General features: G+C 45.0%; 16 protein-coding genes. 7 read left to right on the forward strand and 9 right to left on the reverse strand.

Annotated features, from left to right (window positions below; genetic code table 11):
• The first annotated feature begins 28 nt into the window (after positions 1–28).
• The 4 genes from BW716_RS14035 (at position 29) to BW716_RS14050 (ending at position 4,319) form a co-directional block, all read left to right on the forward strand.
• Positions 29–1,048, forward strand: a complete 1,020-nt coding sequence (locus BW716_RS14035; RefSeq protein WP_235643691.1) for a hypothetical protein — start codon at positions 29–31, stop codon at positions 1,046–1,048.
• Positions 1,049–1,060: 12 nt separating this feature from the next.
• Positions 1,061–2,257 carry an OFA family MFS transporter gene (locus BW716_RS14040; RefSeq protein WP_083723198.1) on the forward strand — a complete coding sequence of 399 codons (1,197 nt, stop codon included), beginning with the start codon at positions 1,061–1,063 and terminating at the stop codon, positions 2,255–2,257.
• A gap of 48 nt (positions 2,258–2,305) precedes the next feature.
• Positions 2,306–3,340 carry a histidinol-phosphate transaminase gene (locus BW716_RS14045; protein WP_179091131.1) on the forward strand — a complete coding sequence of 345 codons (1,035 nt, stop codon included), beginning with the start codon at positions 2,306–2,308 and terminating at the stop codon, positions 3,338–3,340.
• A gap of 112 nt (positions 3,341–3,452) precedes the next feature.
• Positions 3,453–4,319: a sugar phosphate isomerase/epimerase gene (locus tag BW716_RS14050; protein ID WP_083723200.1), complete on the forward strand. Its 867-nt coding sequence runs from the start codon at positions 3,453–3,455 to the stop codon at positions 4,317–4,319.
• Positions 4,320–4,438: 119 nt separating this feature from the next.
• Here the strand turns inward: BW716_RS14050 and BW716_RS14055 are convergent, their stop codons facing one another.
• Positions 4,439–5,491, reverse strand: coding sequence for a site-2 protease family protein (locus BW716_RS14055; protein ID WP_143708848.1), 1,053 nt, complete (start codon positions 5,489–5,491; stop codon positions 4,439–4,441).
• Positions 5,492–5,697: 206 nt separating this feature from the next.
• Here BW716_RS14055 and BW716_RS14065 point away from each other — a divergent pair, with 206 nt between their 5' ends.
• Positions 5,698–6,144, forward strand: a complete 447-nt coding sequence (locus tag BW716_RS14065; RefSeq protein ID WP_220388759.1) for an MFS transporter — start codon at positions 5,698–5,700, stop codon at positions 6,142–6,144.
• Here the strand turns inward: BW716_RS14065 and BW716_RS14070 are convergent.
• From BW716_RS14070 to BW716_RS14095, 6 genes are all read right to left on the reverse strand, one after another.
• Positions 6,101–6,451, reverse strand: coding sequence for a DUF6717 family protein (locus BW716_RS14070; RefSeq protein WP_083723204.1), 351 nt, complete (start codon positions 6,449–6,451; stop codon positions 6,101–6,103). The two genes, BW716_RS14065 and BW716_RS14070, sit on opposite strands and share 44 nt — an antisense overlap.
• A gap of 12 nt (positions 6,452–6,463) precedes the next feature.
• Positions 6,464–7,258 (reverse strand): DUF1266 domain-containing protein, encoded by a 795-nt coding sequence (locus BW716_RS14075; RefSeq protein WP_083723205.1) that lies wholly within the window; start codon positions 7,256–7,258, stop codon positions 6,464–6,466.
• A gap of 219 nt (positions 7,259–7,477) precedes the next feature.
• Positions 7,478–7,693, reverse strand: a complete 216-nt coding sequence (locus BW716_RS14080; RefSeq protein WP_083723206.1) for a DUF2892 domain-containing protein — start codon at positions 7,691–7,693, stop codon at positions 7,478–7,480.
• A gap of 190 nt (positions 7,694–7,883) precedes the next feature.
• A complete protein-coding gene (locus tag BW716_RS14085) occupies positions 7,884–9,104 on the reverse strand; it encodes a hypothetical protein (protein ID WP_083723207.1) in 1,221 nt (406 codons plus the stop codon).
• A 10-nt stretch (positions 9,105–9,114) separates the two neighbouring features.
• On the reverse strand, positions 9,115–9,525 hold the full coding sequence (locus tag BW716_RS14090) for a hypothetical protein (protein ID WP_143708850.1): 411 nt from the start codon (positions 9,523–9,525) through the stop codon (positions 9,115–9,117).
• A 541-nt stretch (positions 9,526–10,066) separates the two neighbouring features.
• Positions 10,067–12,391 carry a TonB-dependent receptor gene (locus BW716_RS14095; protein ID WP_083723209.1) on the reverse strand — a complete coding sequence of 775 codons (2,325 nt, stop codon included), beginning with the start codon at positions 12,389–12,391 and terminating at the stop codon, positions 10,067–10,069.
• A 181-nt stretch (positions 12,392–12,572) separates the two neighbouring features.
• Here BW716_RS14095 and BW716_RS14100 point away from each other — a divergent pair, with 181 nt between their 5' ends.
• Positions 12,573–14,129 (forward strand): FAD-dependent oxidoreductase, encoded by a 1,557-nt coding sequence (locus BW716_RS14100; protein ID WP_083723241.1) that lies wholly within the window; start codon positions 12,573–12,575, stop codon positions 14,127–14,129.
• A gap of 71 nt (positions 14,130–14,200) precedes the next feature.
• Positions 14,201–14,767 carry a hypothetical protein gene (locus tag BW716_RS14105; RefSeq protein ID WP_083723210.1) on the forward strand — a complete coding sequence of 189 codons (567 nt, stop codon included), beginning with the start codon at positions 14,201–14,203 and terminating at the stop codon, positions 14,765–14,767.
• 278 nt (positions 14,768–15,045) lie between these two features.
• Here BW716_RS14105 and BW716_RS14110 read toward each other — a convergent pair whose 3' ends face one another.
• Together BW716_RS14110 and BW716_RS38065 are read right to left on the reverse strand one after the other, a co-directional pair.
• The gene (locus BW716_RS14110; RefSeq protein WP_235643693.1) at positions 15,046–15,663 is read right to left on the reverse strand and encodes an alpha/beta hydrolase; all 618 of its coding nucleotides are present in this window, start codon (positions 15,661–15,663) and stop codon (positions 15,046–15,048) included.
• Positions 15,621–15,929: a hypothetical protein gene (locus tag BW716_RS38065; RefSeq protein ID WP_235643695.1), complete on the reverse strand. Its 309-nt coding sequence runs from the start codon at positions 15,927–15,929 to the stop codon at positions 15,621–15,623. Before BW716_RS38065 ends, BW716_RS14110 begins: the two co-directional genes overlap by 43 nt.
• Positions 15,930–16,034: the final 105 nt, after the last annotated feature.

Here is a 16,034-nt window from a genome sequence, read left to right on the forward strand (position 1 = left end):
GGCCAGCTACATTTTTATTCTTAATTGTATGATGGACGTTCAATCCCGCAAGAAACTGGTTTATCCCGTCAGGCAGCCCCTGATGGATTATCTGCGTAAATATAACCGTGACCTGAAAGTATTGGTGAACTACAGTGACCTGCTCCGTTTTCATGTAAGCATTCCACTGCTGGACAAGGATGGCAAAGACACACTGTGGGAAACCGTTTATTACGATCCTGCGCATATGGAAACCTTATTCCCCGCGCTCACCCTCATCTATGCCATTATGAATACCTCTGGCGATACTGCTTTTACCGAGCACTTACAGGTATCCCAGATCGACTACTGCACCTTTGGTAATTCCAAACCTTTCCGGGTGCGCATCATGAATACGCTGAACGATAACTATGATTACTTCTATGTAAAAGTATCTGATGCCTCCCGTGTGTATGGTCTGGAACTCGAACATATATTATCACCTAACAGGATCGCCTATCTCACAGATGGAGAAACACTGATAGAAGAACACATCTCTGGTCTGCCTGGAGATGTATTTATTAAAAACCGCCTGAATACCTCCAAATTCAACCAGATCAGGATCTGTAAGGAATTCGTGAAGTTCAACGAACGCTGTTTTATCCGCCTGCTGGGAGATATGCGTGCCTATAACTATGTAGTACATATCACACCTGATATAGAAGGAAACCAATACCGGATCCGTGCTATCGACTTTGACCAGCAATCCTATGAAGGCAGAAGACAATTTTACCTACCTCATTTCTTTAAGGATAACAATCAACTGGTAAGCCTTGGTATCAAACATATGGACAGCCGGACCATGCGGCAGTACCAGGAGGAAGAACGGAGCTTAATCAATAACCGTATCCGCCTGGTGCGTTACAGACTGGATGATCTGCTGGCCTGTATGAAAGACGATCAGATCTCTCCACAAAAGAAGGTAGACCAGCTGGCCGGGGAACTGGCCACTTTCCATCACCACGATGGATTTAGCAGGTGCCGGAATATGGGAGCACTGATTGCTGAACAGTTGAAAATATATGCATAATTCATCACAACCATGAACAAACTTAAGAACAGGTGGCTCATTGCAGCCTCCGCAGTTGGGATCCATCTCTCCATTGGCTCTGTGTACGCCTGGAGCGTGTACACAAAACCATTAATAGCACAACTGGGATGGGGACTGAAAGAGACACAGTTTACATTCAGCCTGGCTATTTTTTTCCTTGGTATGTCAGCTGCCTTTCTGGGCAGTTATGTTGAAAAGCTTGGCCCGAAAAAATCCGGGCGACTTGCGGCGCTTTTCTTCGGTGTAGGCATAGCAGGTTCAGGATTGGCAGTATATGCGCACTCACTGTGGGGGCTGTACCTGTCTTATGGCGTTATTGGTGGTATCGGTCTGGGACTGGGCTATATCACACCTATTACCTCTCTGGTAAAATGGTTCCCGGACAAGAAAGGGCTGGCCACCGGTCTGGCGATTATGGGATTTGGTTTTGCCGCATTGATCAGTAGCCCACTTATCGTATACCTGATCGGACATACCAGTATTCCCACTACATTCTTTATCATGGGCGGTAGCTACTTTGTAGTTATCCTGGCTGCGTCTTCTTACATTGCACCGCCTCCTGAAGGTTATGGCGGACCTGCAAAGACAAAGGAAATTACAGGGGTCACAGCGAAGGAAGCCATCCGTACTAAGAAATTCTGGTACCTGTGGATCATGTTCTTCCTCAATATAAGTTGTGGTATCGCCATCATTTCCGCAGCTTCTCCAATGGCACAGGAATCTGCCGGGTTGACTACAGCAGCTGCAGCAGCGATGGTTGGGTTCATGGGGATCTTCAATGGCGGTGGCCGTATTGGCTGGTCTGCGGCGTCTGACTTCCTGGGAAGACCTAATACCTTTATTACTTTCCTCTGTATTGAAATTGTGGCATTCCTGGTATTGCCAGGGGTACACAATGCACTGTTATTCCAGCTGATGATCTTTTTGATCGTTTCCTGCTATGGTGCGGGTTTCTCCACCACTACTGCCTATATCAGTGATCTTTTTGGTACAAAAGAACTGGGTGCGATCGTTGGTTATATGCTTACAGCATGGGCTGCTGCCGGTATGGCGGGTCCGCTGTTCGCAGCAATCGCAAGAAGTGCCAGTTCCAGTTATAATGGAACATTATATTGTTTTAGCGTGCTGCTGGTGATTGCCCTGGTATTTTCTATACTGCTGAAGCGGTTATTAAATAAGGCTAGTTGATTTTTTGCAATAACTCTAGTACTTTAGTGGGATAATAAAATGTCGGTTATGTATCGCTTTTATATTCCCACTATTTTCTTTTTGATCACTTTGAGCGCAAAGGCGCAACAGTTATCGCTCAATGAAAACCCATATCCACCTGCTGTTAACGTGCAGGAAGCGATAAAAAAAGAAATTGCCAACATCTCCCGTTATCCGGGGCCTGACGCAAATGAACTCATTACCGCTATTGCCCAAAAAGAGGGCGTAGAAACCGATCAAATTATACCGGGTGAGATATTAGCCCAACTCGGGGTTTATCTGGGCTTAAAAGGCGGAGAATTCATTTATGCTGTACCGGGGTATCCTGTTTTTACAGATGCGGCAAAAAGTGTAGGAGGGAAGGTGATAGCCGTGCCGCTGAATGATAAAAAAGAAAATGACCTGGCATCCATCAGCGCCAGCATAAACCCACAAACCACCGCCATCTTCCTCGTCAATCCTCATAACCCCTCCGGCACAGTAAGTGATAAAAAAGCCTTTCACGACTTCCTTCACACCGCTTCTAAACAAGCGATTATTTTGGTAGACGAAGCCTACCTTGAATACGCCGACGATTTCGCCGGCAGAACCGCCGTTAATAATATCAAAGAAGGAGATAACGTCATCGTTTTCCGCACCTTTGCAAAAGCCTATGGCCTTGCAGGGTTGTCGATCGGCTATTGTGTAGCCTCACCTGCTATCGCAAAATTCCTGAAAGAAAAAGGGCTTGGAAATGTTCATGACCTGAACCGACTCTCTGTTGTAGCGGCCAAAGCCGCATTAGCCGACAAAAACTATATCACAAACCTGAATAAAACTGTCGCCGTAGAAAGAAATAAGTGGAATCAATTACTCGATAGTTTACATCTGGAACACACTACCTCTCAGGCCAACTTTATCTATTTCAATACCGGCCAGCCATACGAAAAAGTTGCTGCTGCCTACAACAAACAAGGCGTTCAGATCGCCCGTTTATTTTCACCTTACAATACGTGGATCCGCATTACCATCGGACTTCCTGCTGAAAACAAAAAAGCACAGGAGATACTTAAAAAACTATGAAGTTTGTTATCCACTACCATTGAGTATTTGCGAGGATCAATCCATTGTTTGCAAAATTCACATTTCCGCCTTATTTTGTTTGTCCGGAAACAAATTAAAACTTAATATAAGTATGACCACAAGAAGAACTTTCCTTACCCAGGCAGGCCTGCTCGGCGCCGGACTGGCATTTGGACTCTCGTCGAACCGTTTACTGGCTGCTGGTAAGATCAATGCAAAAGCAGGATTGCAGCTCTATTCCCTCCGCGAAGAACTCCCTAAAGATGTAAAAGGCGTGATCGCAAAAATAGCTGCCGCCGGCTACAAACAAGTAGAAACCTACGGCTATAGCAAAAAGAATGGCTTCTGGGGGCTCAGCGCCCAGGAATTCAAAGCCCTGCTCACTAAGCATGGCCTGACCAGCCCAAGCGGACACTACGCCCTGGAAACCGAAGAAGATCAGGACGCTTCCATCGAGGCTGCTAAAATACTCGGACAGGAATACCTGACCATGGCTTACATCGATGAAAAGAAGCGCAAAACCGCTGCTGACATCAAAAAAATCGTTGCCGAACTGAATAAACTGGCTGATAAAGCAAAGAAACACGGTCTGAAAATGGCGTACCATAACCACGATTTCGAATTCAAGACCGTGGAAGGCGTAATGCTGTACGAGGAACTGCTGAAGGGTACCAACCCTGCACTGGTGCATTTCGAAATGGATATTTACTGGGTAGTGCGTTCCAACCAGGATCCTATTGCCTGGATCAACAAATACCCCGGCCGCTTTACCATGGTACATGTGAAAGATATGGATAAGGCTAACCCTGAGCTGAACACCGAAGTTGGTAAAGGAAGTATTAATTTCAAAGCCATCTTTGCAAAAGCAAAAACGGCTGGTATTAAATATTATATCGTAGAACAGGAGAATTTCTCCATCGATCCTTACGAGAGTATTACAGAAAGCTCAAAATATTTGCGCACGGTATTATTCGCATAAAAATAGGAGGTGTCATCAATAAATGAACCTCCTTAGAACTGCATAAATGGAAACCGGGCTCCATCAGCTATCCGAATGAATAGAGCGTGTATCTTACTTTTGATACACGCTCCTTTTTATTATCCAAAACTTACAACATTCTCTTTATCCGTTAAATATTCTTTGACGGTTTCCCTGCTCACAACCCCGATCAACCTACCATCCTTTACCACCGGTACCTGTGCCAGGTGTTCGTCCGGCAACTCATCCCAGCAATCAAAAATGGTCATATTACCGTTCATTAGTTTCGCGCCTTTGTCCATCATGGTATAGACTTTCCGTCTGTAATAGCCAGGCGCCTGGCTAAAGTGGATGACCTGACTATCAATGATCCCAATCGGAGACTGGTTGTTCAGTACCACATAAGAGCGGTGATGGTCCCCCAGCAGATAAGCATTGGCTTCTTCCATAGTAAAGGAAGCATTCACAGTTTTGAAGTCCGTATTCACAATATCCCCCAGACACACATTTTTTAAACGTGGTTTCAGCACCAGTCTCTTTTCAGTAGCGCCCATCAGTAACAGGTACAGTCCGAAGAAGACCAGCCAGCGGTTCAGCAGCACGGTGCCACCCACAAAAAACAGCACACCCAGTATGCGGGTCCCCATCAGGGACGCCTGTGGAGAAAGGAGTCTTTCCATATCCATCGGAAAGGCGGGAAGCAGGTTAAACACCACGAGCATTACGTTGATATTATGTAAGAATACCAGGTAGTTGTTAGGTGTGATATTGAATACCAGCTGATGTGTATCCCAGAATGGTGTATAATCATCCAGGAAAGGCAGCAGCAGCAGGGCGATGAACAGATTTACAGCAGGACCAGCAAAGGTGATCAGTAACAGCTGACCTGTTTTTTCAGGTTGCATTGCAATTGTAGGCATGCCACCGGTAGGCAGCAGACGGATATTTTTGACAGGGATGCCTGCATGTATACTCGCCATGACGTGGGCCAGTTCATGTAGCATGACACAAGCGAAAATAGACAGTATGCCCAGGGCAGTCCATCCTATACTCTGTGAGTCGCCTCGTGAAATGATCGGGATAAATAGTATCCAGCAGCTGACCAGCAAAAAGATCCAGTGTACCCCCACCGGGATACCCTTAATGCGGAAGAGTTTGACGGCGTTTCTCATATGGCGTTTATTTGATACAAAACTATCTTTTAGGGGGCAGGTAGCCTATGATGATGGATGGTTTATATGATGACGGTCATTACCATTTATAAAAACTTGCGGCAGGATCTTTTCGAATAATTCAACATTGTTAAAATCATGGAGTCTGCTGGAATTTTTCGTTCGCTCAAGTACCGGAACTATCGCTTATATTTTACCTGACAATATTGCTACCTGGATGCAACGCCTCGCCGTATCGTGGATGGTATGGCGCATTACTCCCGCCAATCGCAGGTAGTGGCATTGCAGGACTTACTTTTTCATGTAGTGTGTGTTGTTTCTCGTTGAGTACTTCATTGCCGGTAGCGTTGTTTTTTGTGGCGCTGGCAGGAGGGGGGATGGTATGGCGCATTACTCCCGCCAAGAATACTTATGTGCAGACGCATGTAGAGGATCATATGCGCAGCCGGGTGATCAGTTATTATGTGATGGCGTTTCAGGGGATGTTGCCTATCGGGAATTTGCTCACAGGCACGATCGTGCATCAGTTGGGAGCTAAGCATACGGTGACAATGCAGAGCATTGCCGGTGCCGTATGCGTCGCGTTATTTACATATTATTCAAGGTCTGTCAGACAGGATACCCCACATAGATCAGCGGAGGCAATCCCTTAAATACAAACTCTGTCACACCACATAACCACATGGGGTGATTGATTTCAGTACCCTTGTAGAAAGGCATCATATAGATACCGCCAGTGATACTGTCCTGGAGATTCTCTGTGAGGTGGAGTACGTCTGCACCTTCAAAAGGTTCGTCGCTCAGTTCCAGGTAAACTTCATCGGATTGATTGCTTACAGTGTCGAGCATAGTGTCGGCGCCTTCTACCATTTGCAGGGCTTCAATACCGTCTGTCCATTCCGGCAGGTCTATATACCAGCTGCCTTTGTCGGTTTTGTAAAATCTGAATGTCTTTTTCATCTTGTTTCTTTTTTACCAGGGCAGTTGGAGCCATGGACTTTCGTCCTTCTCCAATAAATATCTGGCAATTGCAGCTACATCCCGGTTGCCGGAGTGAATACCACCCCACATGGCACGGCCGAGGATATAACTTTTAGCATAGGATTCCCAATCTGTATAGGTGATGTGGGCCAGTTCACTGGCTGCGTCAATGTAGGCCCAGGCTTCTGATTCGTTGATAATGCGGGCTTCGAGGCAGAGTCTTGTGAGGAAGACGAGCCGGCCACAATCCCAGCCGATCATACCGTATTTCAAAATATCCTGTTCATCATGTAGGATACCGTCCTGCAGCAATTCAGGCATAGTATCTATCAGGTTATGTAGTTGGGAATACGCTTTCCCCTTATCATCTTCTTCCTGAAAACTTTGATCTATAACATCTTCCTGTTCCTCCGCCGTTTTCGCCATCAATGCCCTGAATATTGCCGGCAGATAATAGCGAAATCCCTTATCCCGCAGGTAGACCAGTTTTGCCCTGGCTTCGCTGGCGGTTTTTAGTTTCCAGTAGCTATGCAGCAGGGTACTGTTTACATACGATCTATCCAATCCTGTAGCCAGGGTATTGATATATGCATGTGTCATCTCGCTGTAGATGGCCCCCAGTGCTATTTTCTTGTACTGGCTGTTTGTAAGGGTGCTGTTCTCATCACGGTGTATGGGGGTAAAAGGTTTTCTCTTCTTTTGAAATGAAAATAAAGGTAAAACCCTCGTATATACGAAATAACCCACGGCAACGCCTATGATGAGCCAGGTCAGGATAGTTTTCATGATAATCAGAAAATTAATGGGAAAATTGGGTGCTAACAATTCTCAAACATATATTACATGTCCCTATGATTTAAAAGCAAGATAGGAAATAATTTTTTCTCTCCCCAAAAAGCAATGTTTTTTTTAGCCTGCTGCAGGCAATTAACCATTATCCCCCAAAAAGTAGAAGCTGCCATCTATGAAGATAGCAGCTTCGGTATTGTTGTTATGACAAGTACATTAACCTCGCGCAGGCTCTTTAGGAGCCTCATGTTTTGTTTTAAGCCCCAGTAGCGAGTACAAAGGGCAAAAGCCGGTTAGGCTGGTCAGCAGAAGAATCACTGCTATGATCATGAAAAGGCTGTCTGTAAGTATCTTGTTGTAAAACAGGAAGATGGTGATGATGGCTAGAATTACGCGGATCAATCCATCAACTGTACCGACATTTTTTTTCATAGCGTTTAATTTTTAAATCAGTTTAAAGGTAAAAGAAATAAAGTCGTGGAATGGTGATATTCGTCATTAATAGTGCTGATTATGGTGTATACTATCAATGGATGTTTTCAATAGAATATTAATCGTGGAATCGTAATACCTGAACGTTGTCTCTCTGTTTGCAATATACAAAATTATTTAAAAAACAACCTTATTTTACCTTCCTTTCACCGCCAAATCCTGCTATGAAATTGATCGCTGCGATTAAATTACCACCCTTACTGATCGCCCCGTCAAAGTTCCTGCCAAATGAGAAGGTCACTTTTCTGTTCTTCGCGATTTCGTATTCTGTGCTCAACACCAGTCTCCATGAGGGATCCAGTACGGTGTTGCCAATCACACTGCGGTACAATCCTTCCCCGCTCAGTGTAAATTTATCGTTCAATGTACTGAGCAGAAAACGTGCGCCCACATCGAATGTAGAAGCATGATCTGCACTGATCTTGCCGTCAGGATCCGCAAAGATCACTTCAGGGTGATACAGGTAACGTACGATAAACATGGAGGTAATGCCTTTGTTCCCGTTTTCATAACCACCTGTGAGCCATGCTCCTGCTTTGTTGATCAGGCTATTGTCGAAGCGATTATCGGGGAAGTCGGCCACCATACCGGTGGTGAAATCCAGGAATACCCCTTTTCGCTCCGTAGGGAAAGCCGCAGCGATGGCCTTGGCCCGCTGAAAGGGTTCGGAAGAGGGGAGACCTTCCTGCTGTATGGAATCCACGAGGTTGTGCATGCGCTGCAGGTCACTTCTCAGTCTGGCACTGCTGTCCTGCTTAATATTATTCGGTAGGGAGGTATTGGCACCCAGCGCTGCTCTTAAATTTTTAAGGATTTCCAGAGAATCAGTATACATATTGGGCAGCTCATATGCCTTTAGCAGGTCTTCCTGGGCCTTAATCAGGTCCAGATACGCCTTTCGGGTATTCGCGGACCATCTTGGTCTGATAATGGCAAATTTGATCCCGATAGCGACCTTCGTTGTCTTCAGACTATCCACATCTTCCTGTCCCTCCGGCCCCATATGCGTAAAGCCCGCAGAGATGGTAAATGATTGCAGAAAGGCATGTTTGGTGCTGTCAAAATCTTTCAGGGTATACTTCTTTGCCCCCCATAGAAATGGCGCGATTTCGAAAGCATAGCTATTGGGAATGGCCGTGAGGTTGTTGGTTGCATTCTGCACTGAAAGTCTGAAACTATTCAGGTCCGAAGGCCGTTCAATCGCACTGGTAGAGATACCCAACATGTTAAAAGCCGGCGATACCGGCGATTTCAATACATCCAGCGTGATGGTCGTGTCAATATTCAGCTGGGCCTTTACGTCCACGCATAATATGGCCAGTATGGCGACAATAAATAAAATTCGTTTCATGAAGGAGGAGTTAAGAGAAGTCAGTGAAGAAAATAGTGATTTTGTAAGCGGCAGAATCACCCTGTTCCTGCACTGTTCTTTCCATTTTGTACCGGTAAGGCGCAGTGCCACCGGTGAGTGAGAAGTCAAGGCTGGTCAGGTTCGTAACAGTAGATACGTCAGTAATGATGGTATATACTTCCAGGAACTTGTTCACGAGGGAATTGCCGGTACCAATTGTGAAATTGATAATGGCCCCCTGAATATTACTCCCTTGTTTGGTGGAATCAATGATCACATCGGATACAGCAGATTGTCCGGTGATACCGGGAAATAAATTCATAACAATAGGGCTGTCAGTGCGATCTATTTTGTACTCATCATAATGATTCGTCTTGCCGGTAGTATCAGCAAAGACCTTTTTTAGTGGCGTGATGGACATGTCTCGGTTTTTTGGTTTTAGCTACAGCTTTGGCAAGCTATATTTGGGGTTTGAATGGAAAATTGGTTGAAATAGCTCCATGCAAAATAAGCATTCGTACATTTTTTGTAAAAATAAATAAATTATTATATTTCCTTAATATTTAATATCCGGGAGGAAAAAGCACCTGTATCTATTTATAACCCAAATCTGACCATGCTGGTTCCCTTAGTAAAAAGACATAATTTATGTATACATGACAGCTTACAAGCTGGTTGTGAACTGATCATTGTGAAAGATCTGATCGTATTCGATGGGTAGAGAGGGCAGTCCAAAAGATGCATTAATAGTACATATTCTCTGGCTGGCCGCAGGGCGTTATTAAAAAAGGGTGCGTCTCAAAACTTCGAGACGCACCCTTTTACTTTGAAAATGGGTTTCATGCCTGCTGGTGAATTCCCGCTTTCATGAATGTTTTATTCGGGTACCTGATGGCGGGAATTTTTGTACATACAATTCTCATGGCCTTCCTGTTACTTACGTTACATCCCCCTTTTTTTAATTAAAACCTAAACGTTGCATTCGCCAGCAACTGCCGCAGCGGCTGTGGATTTGCCGTAAATGAATGCGCCCAGTATTTCTTATTTCCAATATTATTCGCTGCTATCCCAAATCTCCACTGTGCTGTCTCATAAAAAAGGGAAGCATTCACCAACACATAAGAAGGAATAATAATCGTATTATCTGAATCATAAAAACTCTGATCCGCATAATTGCCACCAAAGCCCAACCCAAAATGATTCAGCGCTGTACCCGGCTGGAACTTATAACTCGCCCAGAAGTTCGCCACATTCCTTGGATTACCAGTCACCTGCATCCCTTCATTCGAAGTCGCCTTGATGTACTTGTTCTCATTATACACATAACCAGCTGTAATGCTCAATCCTTTCAGTGGACTGGCCGTCAGATCAAACTCCATACCACTGCTCTGCTGATTCCCATCCTGGTAAGCATAACTGCTACCATCATAACGTACTGCATCCCTGATACGAATATCATAATAACTAACCGTACCAATCAGCTTATTATCCAGCGTGCTTACTTTCACACCACCTTCCCACTGATAAGCATATTCAGGCTTCAGTGTCAGCACTGCTCCATCTGGTTGTAAGTAAGGACCATTATTGGTAAAACCACTCATATAGTTACCAAACAATGAAACCTTGTCTTTCACTACCTGATAGATCAATCCAAATTTCGGTGTAAGGGAAGTCTGCTTATACCCATCAGTACCTTTCAGCGTATACCTGTCTACACGAAGACTCAGCATTGCCATCAGGTTTTCAGTAATGTTGATCAGGTCAGAACCATAGGTCGCAATGGTCTCAGTTTCGCTGTTATACACACCCGCAGATCCTGCCTGTATAGCTTTTTCTGCCTGTGCCAGACTCGCTTTGCTGTAGTTGGTAATATCGATGGTATCAATGGTACCAAATGCATAAGAGAAGTCAGACTTATAATGGTAATAATCTACACCCCAGAGTACACGGTGTCTGATAGAACCAGTATAGAAATCACCTTTCAGATTATGCTGGAAATCGGTCGTAACGGTGGTGATCGGACCGTACAAAGCAATGCCTCTTTCAATGTGCGTTGCATCCAGGAAAGTAGGATAGAACTGGTAGCTCTTCAATACTTTCTCATTGTTCATAGATACGTTGGTGGTAGAAGTCCAGTGGTCATTGATCCTGTAAGTCGCCTGGAAGTAAGTACGGAAAGTATTGGCTGTAGCATCAATACCATCGCCATACAGGGTCTCCTTATATCCTAAAGGAATATCCTTTACATTCTTTACACCCAGCACATCGAACTGAAGGTAAGGTGTCTTTGTCAGTTCCTCACGATATGCTTCCACATCCATGTTCAGGGTCAGTTTGTCGCTTGCCTTGTAAGTCAGACTGGGCGCAACAGTATAAGTATTCTTATGACCCGTCTCCTGGAAGCTTTGCTGTTTATTTACGGCAGCATTCACACGGAGCAATGCAGTCTTTTCTTTATTCAGCGGCGCGTTTACATCAGCAGTCAGGCGGCTCAGACCCCAGCTGCCGGAGGTATAGCTGATCTCAGATTTCGCAATGTCAAATGGTTTCTTAGTGACCATATTTACGGCACCACCATAAGACGACACCACGTTACCAAACAGGGTAGCAGAAGGGCCTTTCAGCACTTCGAAGCGTTCTACGTTTACAGGGTCTACCGAAGTACGCCCTGCTGCAATGAACTGTACACCATTGCGTGCTGCCGGTTCTGCCGTAAAACCACGCAGGGTGATGCTGGTACCACCTGCAGGGTCAGTCGTCACGACAGCACCAGGTACATTTGCCAGTGCACCGGCAACGCTCACGGTCATCTGATCCTTCATTAACTCGCTGGATACAACGCTGTATACCTGTGGATTTTCCAGGTTCTTAAGACTCATCTTGGCAACATCGTCACTTTCGATTTTACCACTTTGTGATTTGTTGGTAGAAATGATGACCTCATTCAGCTGCTGGTTGTTTTCCTTCAGTTCAAAGTCAACTTCCACGGTATTGCCTGTGGGCACAGTCACTTCTTTCATCTGTGTGTTCAGCCCAATAAAACTGGCTACCAGTGTGTAGTTACCCGCATTGATACCGGATATTGAATAACGTCCGTCTTTGCCGACAGTCGCACCTTTTGAGGTACCCTTGATAGTTATGTTCACGAATTCTGCCGGTTTGCCATCAGAGGTGGTTACTTTTCCTTTGATAGTACCCTGGTTTTTGTTTTGTGCAAATGAAATATGGAAAGAGGTCACCATAAGGAGCATTCCCAGAATCAACATTCCCAATCGACGCTTAAACATGATTAATACAAGTATTTGTTTATAGTAGTTTGCCTTGCATTGTCCTTTCCATGCAAGGCGGCGCAAAGTTCATATATAGTAGAGCATGGTGGTAATCATATCGGGAAAATCATTTACGCAAGGCGGAATTAGTATCCGGCATAAATTATGGTACTTGTTACAGGAATCAAATCTGGAAGCTATGATACAAAGAGATGCATCCACTATTAGTTTATGGCAGGGTAACATTGAACCCTTTCAACCAACAATGATGGCTGATCATAACGCGACGTATGATGTGGTCATAGTCGGCGGTGGTATCACCGGACTTACAACCGCTCTTTTATTGCAGGAAGCAGGTAAGCGCTGTTTGTTGCTGGAAGCAAATAACATTGGCTTTGGTACCACAGGAGGTACGACTGCTCATCTGAATACAGTACTGGATACTTCGTACGATCAGATCTCAACGAATTTCAGCAAAGAAGACGCCGGGCTGGTCAGGGAATCCGTTGGGGCTGCCATAAGTCTGATACAGCAAAACATCGAGCGCTTCAGTATAGACTGTGGCTTTGATTATACAGATGCGTATTTATTTGCGCAGGATGAAAAGCAGACTGAAGCACTTGATATTATTGCGAAAGCTGCCCGCGAAGAGTGCATTAACATTACCCTGCAGGATCATCTGCCTGTCAGTTTTCATTTTACCAAAGCCTATAAATTTACCAACCAGGCCAAATTTAACCCGTTAGCTTACATCTATGGCCTTGCCCGTGCATTTGAGCATGCAGGTGGAGTGATCGTGCAGGATTGCAGGGTGATTGAAATTCATAATACCAGGCATATCAAAGTAGACACAACCCTCGGTGAATTTACAGGAATGAATATCGTGTATGCAACACATATACCACCGGGTATAAATCTTGTCCACCTGCGTTGTATACCCTATCGTAGCTATGCGCTGGCTGTAAGACTCTCAGACAATAGCTATCCGGATGCATTGATTTATGATATGCAGGAGCCTTATCACTACTTCAGAACACAGGTCATAGATGGTAAGAAATACCTGATCGCCGGTGGAGAAGATCATCAGACAGGCCATCATGAAAACACGGAGCAATGTTTCCGTAACCTGGAAGCGTTTGTGCGTGAGCATTTCAAAGTAAAGTCTGTAGACTATAAATGGTCTTCCCAGTATTATGAACCTGCAGATGGATTGCCTTATATCGGCAACATGCCGGGGCAGCCGGATAATGTATATGTGGCTACAGGCTTTGGTGGTAATGGAATGGTGTACAGTGGGGTAGCGGCGATGGTGATCAGGAATATCATTCTGGGAAAACATCGTGCTACGGAAAAGCTGTTTAATCCGAACCGCATCAAACCAGTTGCAGGTTTTACCAACTTCGTTACGCACAATGCGGATGTTGTAAAACTCTTCTTTGGAAAGCTCTTCCCTGCACACAAGCTCACCGAACTGGCCGAACTGGCACCAGGAGAGGCGCGGGTGGTGAATTATGATGGGCATCGTGTGGCGTTGTACAAAGATGAAGCAGGTATGTTGCATGCCGTGAACCCGGTATGTACCCACATGAAGTGTGAGGTGGGCTGGAATACAGCAGAGAAGTCATGGGATTGTCCTTGTCACGGGGCGAGGTTTGATGCAGCGGGTAGGTGTCTGCATACACCTGCGGATCGTGATCTTGAGCACCTTGATATTACCCATGATCTATCTGATGTGGAGGAGCAGGTGCATCGTTAGCAATTAGCGCAACAATTGACCAGCCTTGTCTGTTATATAAAAATCATTGTATCACCTTAAATACAATAGTTATGAAAAAGAGTGGAATTAATATGTGGGTGGCTGTGCCTGCTGTGTTGTTTGTATTTTCTCTTTTTGGCACTTACTACAGCTATGCAATGGCGCAACAGCATCCTTCTTATTTACCGGTAATGTACCTGGGTATAGGGGTGGCAGTTTGCTCATTCATCATGGCGGCTGTTATGCAGAATGTAACGATCAAAAAAACACCGAAGTATGCGCCTATTCCTTTCAGTACAGATCATTCAGAAACATATTATTGTATCTACACCAAGGGTAAACGCCGTTATGATGTGGATTTTATAGAAGGCATTGCAGATAGGATTGAGCATATAGAAGATGAAAATGATCCGGCTGTAAGGGCGGAAATCGCCCGGCTCTTCGACCCTGAGCGGAAATCGCCGGTATTGTTACCTGCGGTACTGACCGGTGGGGAAGAGGTGTATCAGCGCCCAATAAAATCCAGTCAGCTGATGGATAATATAACGAGGAATGACCGGCATTTTGCATTGCTCACTTTTGATGATCAGTCTACTGCGGTGGTAGTGAGGCATGAGCAGTTGGTAGATCAGGTGTAATTGATGATTTGGTCTACTGAGGCTGTTGTGAGGCGATAGTAGATGCAATCATCAGTCTACTGCGGTGGTAGTGAGGCATGAGCAGTTGGTAGATCAGGTGTGATTGATGATTGGGTCTACTGAGGCTGTTGTGAGGCGATATTAGATGCAATCATCAGTCTACTGCGTTGGTTATGAGGCATGAGCAGTTGGTAGATCAGGTGTAATTGATGATTTGGTCTACTGAGGCTGGTTGAGGCCAGAGCAGGTGTAATGATCAGTCATCTTTGATGATCAGTCTACTGAGGCTGTTTTGAGCCCGAAGCAGGTATGATATGACTATCGATCATCCAGTTCGTCAACAGGGATGGCCATGCCTTTAAGGAGAGCAGATCGGTTTTGTAACCCATATTAAAGGCATGATCTCCATTGGCGAAAATATGCGCTTCTACAGGGACCCTGGCGTCCCTGTAGGCGCTTAATAAGGTCACTATTGGTGCAGAACAGCAAGCGTCGTTATTCGCTACTACCAAAAAAGCCTTCGGCGCATCCTTTGGTACGGATTGCGGAATACCCAGTGGACCGGGATAAACTAAGATCTGAAAATCCGGTTTCCCATTTAGTCTGTCCACAGGATCTTTGGCTTTTTGATCACCATATCCTGGCGCATAAGCTACCTGTGTCACAACTTCCCCACCTGAGCTAAAACCCCACATACCGACACGATTAGTGTCAATACCCCATTCTTTCGCATGACTACGCACTAACCGCATGGCGCGGTAAGCGTCCTGTCTCACTTCTTTTTCTAATGAATAGGTAGAATCCTCCCTGAATAACCGGTATTTGAGAATAATGGCAGTAATGCCTAAATCATTCAGGTATTTCGCAGGATTGACGCCTTCAGAATTATAAACCAATAACCGGAAGCCACCACCTGGGCAATGACCACTGCAGCACCTGTTGCTTTTTCCTTTGGAGGGAGGTAGACGGTGATGCTGGGGTTATGGATATTCTTTACATAGTAATCTTTGGCTATTTCTGGCTCGTTTTTCCGGTTTTCATAACCGGGTGCACCATTGGGCCAGAGATGCATAACAATTGGTGTATCCTGCGCGTAAGTGAGGCACGGGAGTAGTAGGCAAAGGAAGAGGTAAATGCGTGACATGGCATATAAGTTAGCCATTATTCAGGAATAGTTTGAAAAAATTATGCAAACGATTCAGTATTATTCCGGATTAAACATGCATAGGATTTGCAATAGTTCTGAATTGATCTGCCACAGCTTTTA

It is taken from the genome of [Flexibacter] sp. ATCC 35208 (assembly GCF_001975825.1).
GTDB lineage: Bacteria > Bacteroidota > Bacteroidia > Chitinophagales > Chitinophagaceae > Chitinophaga.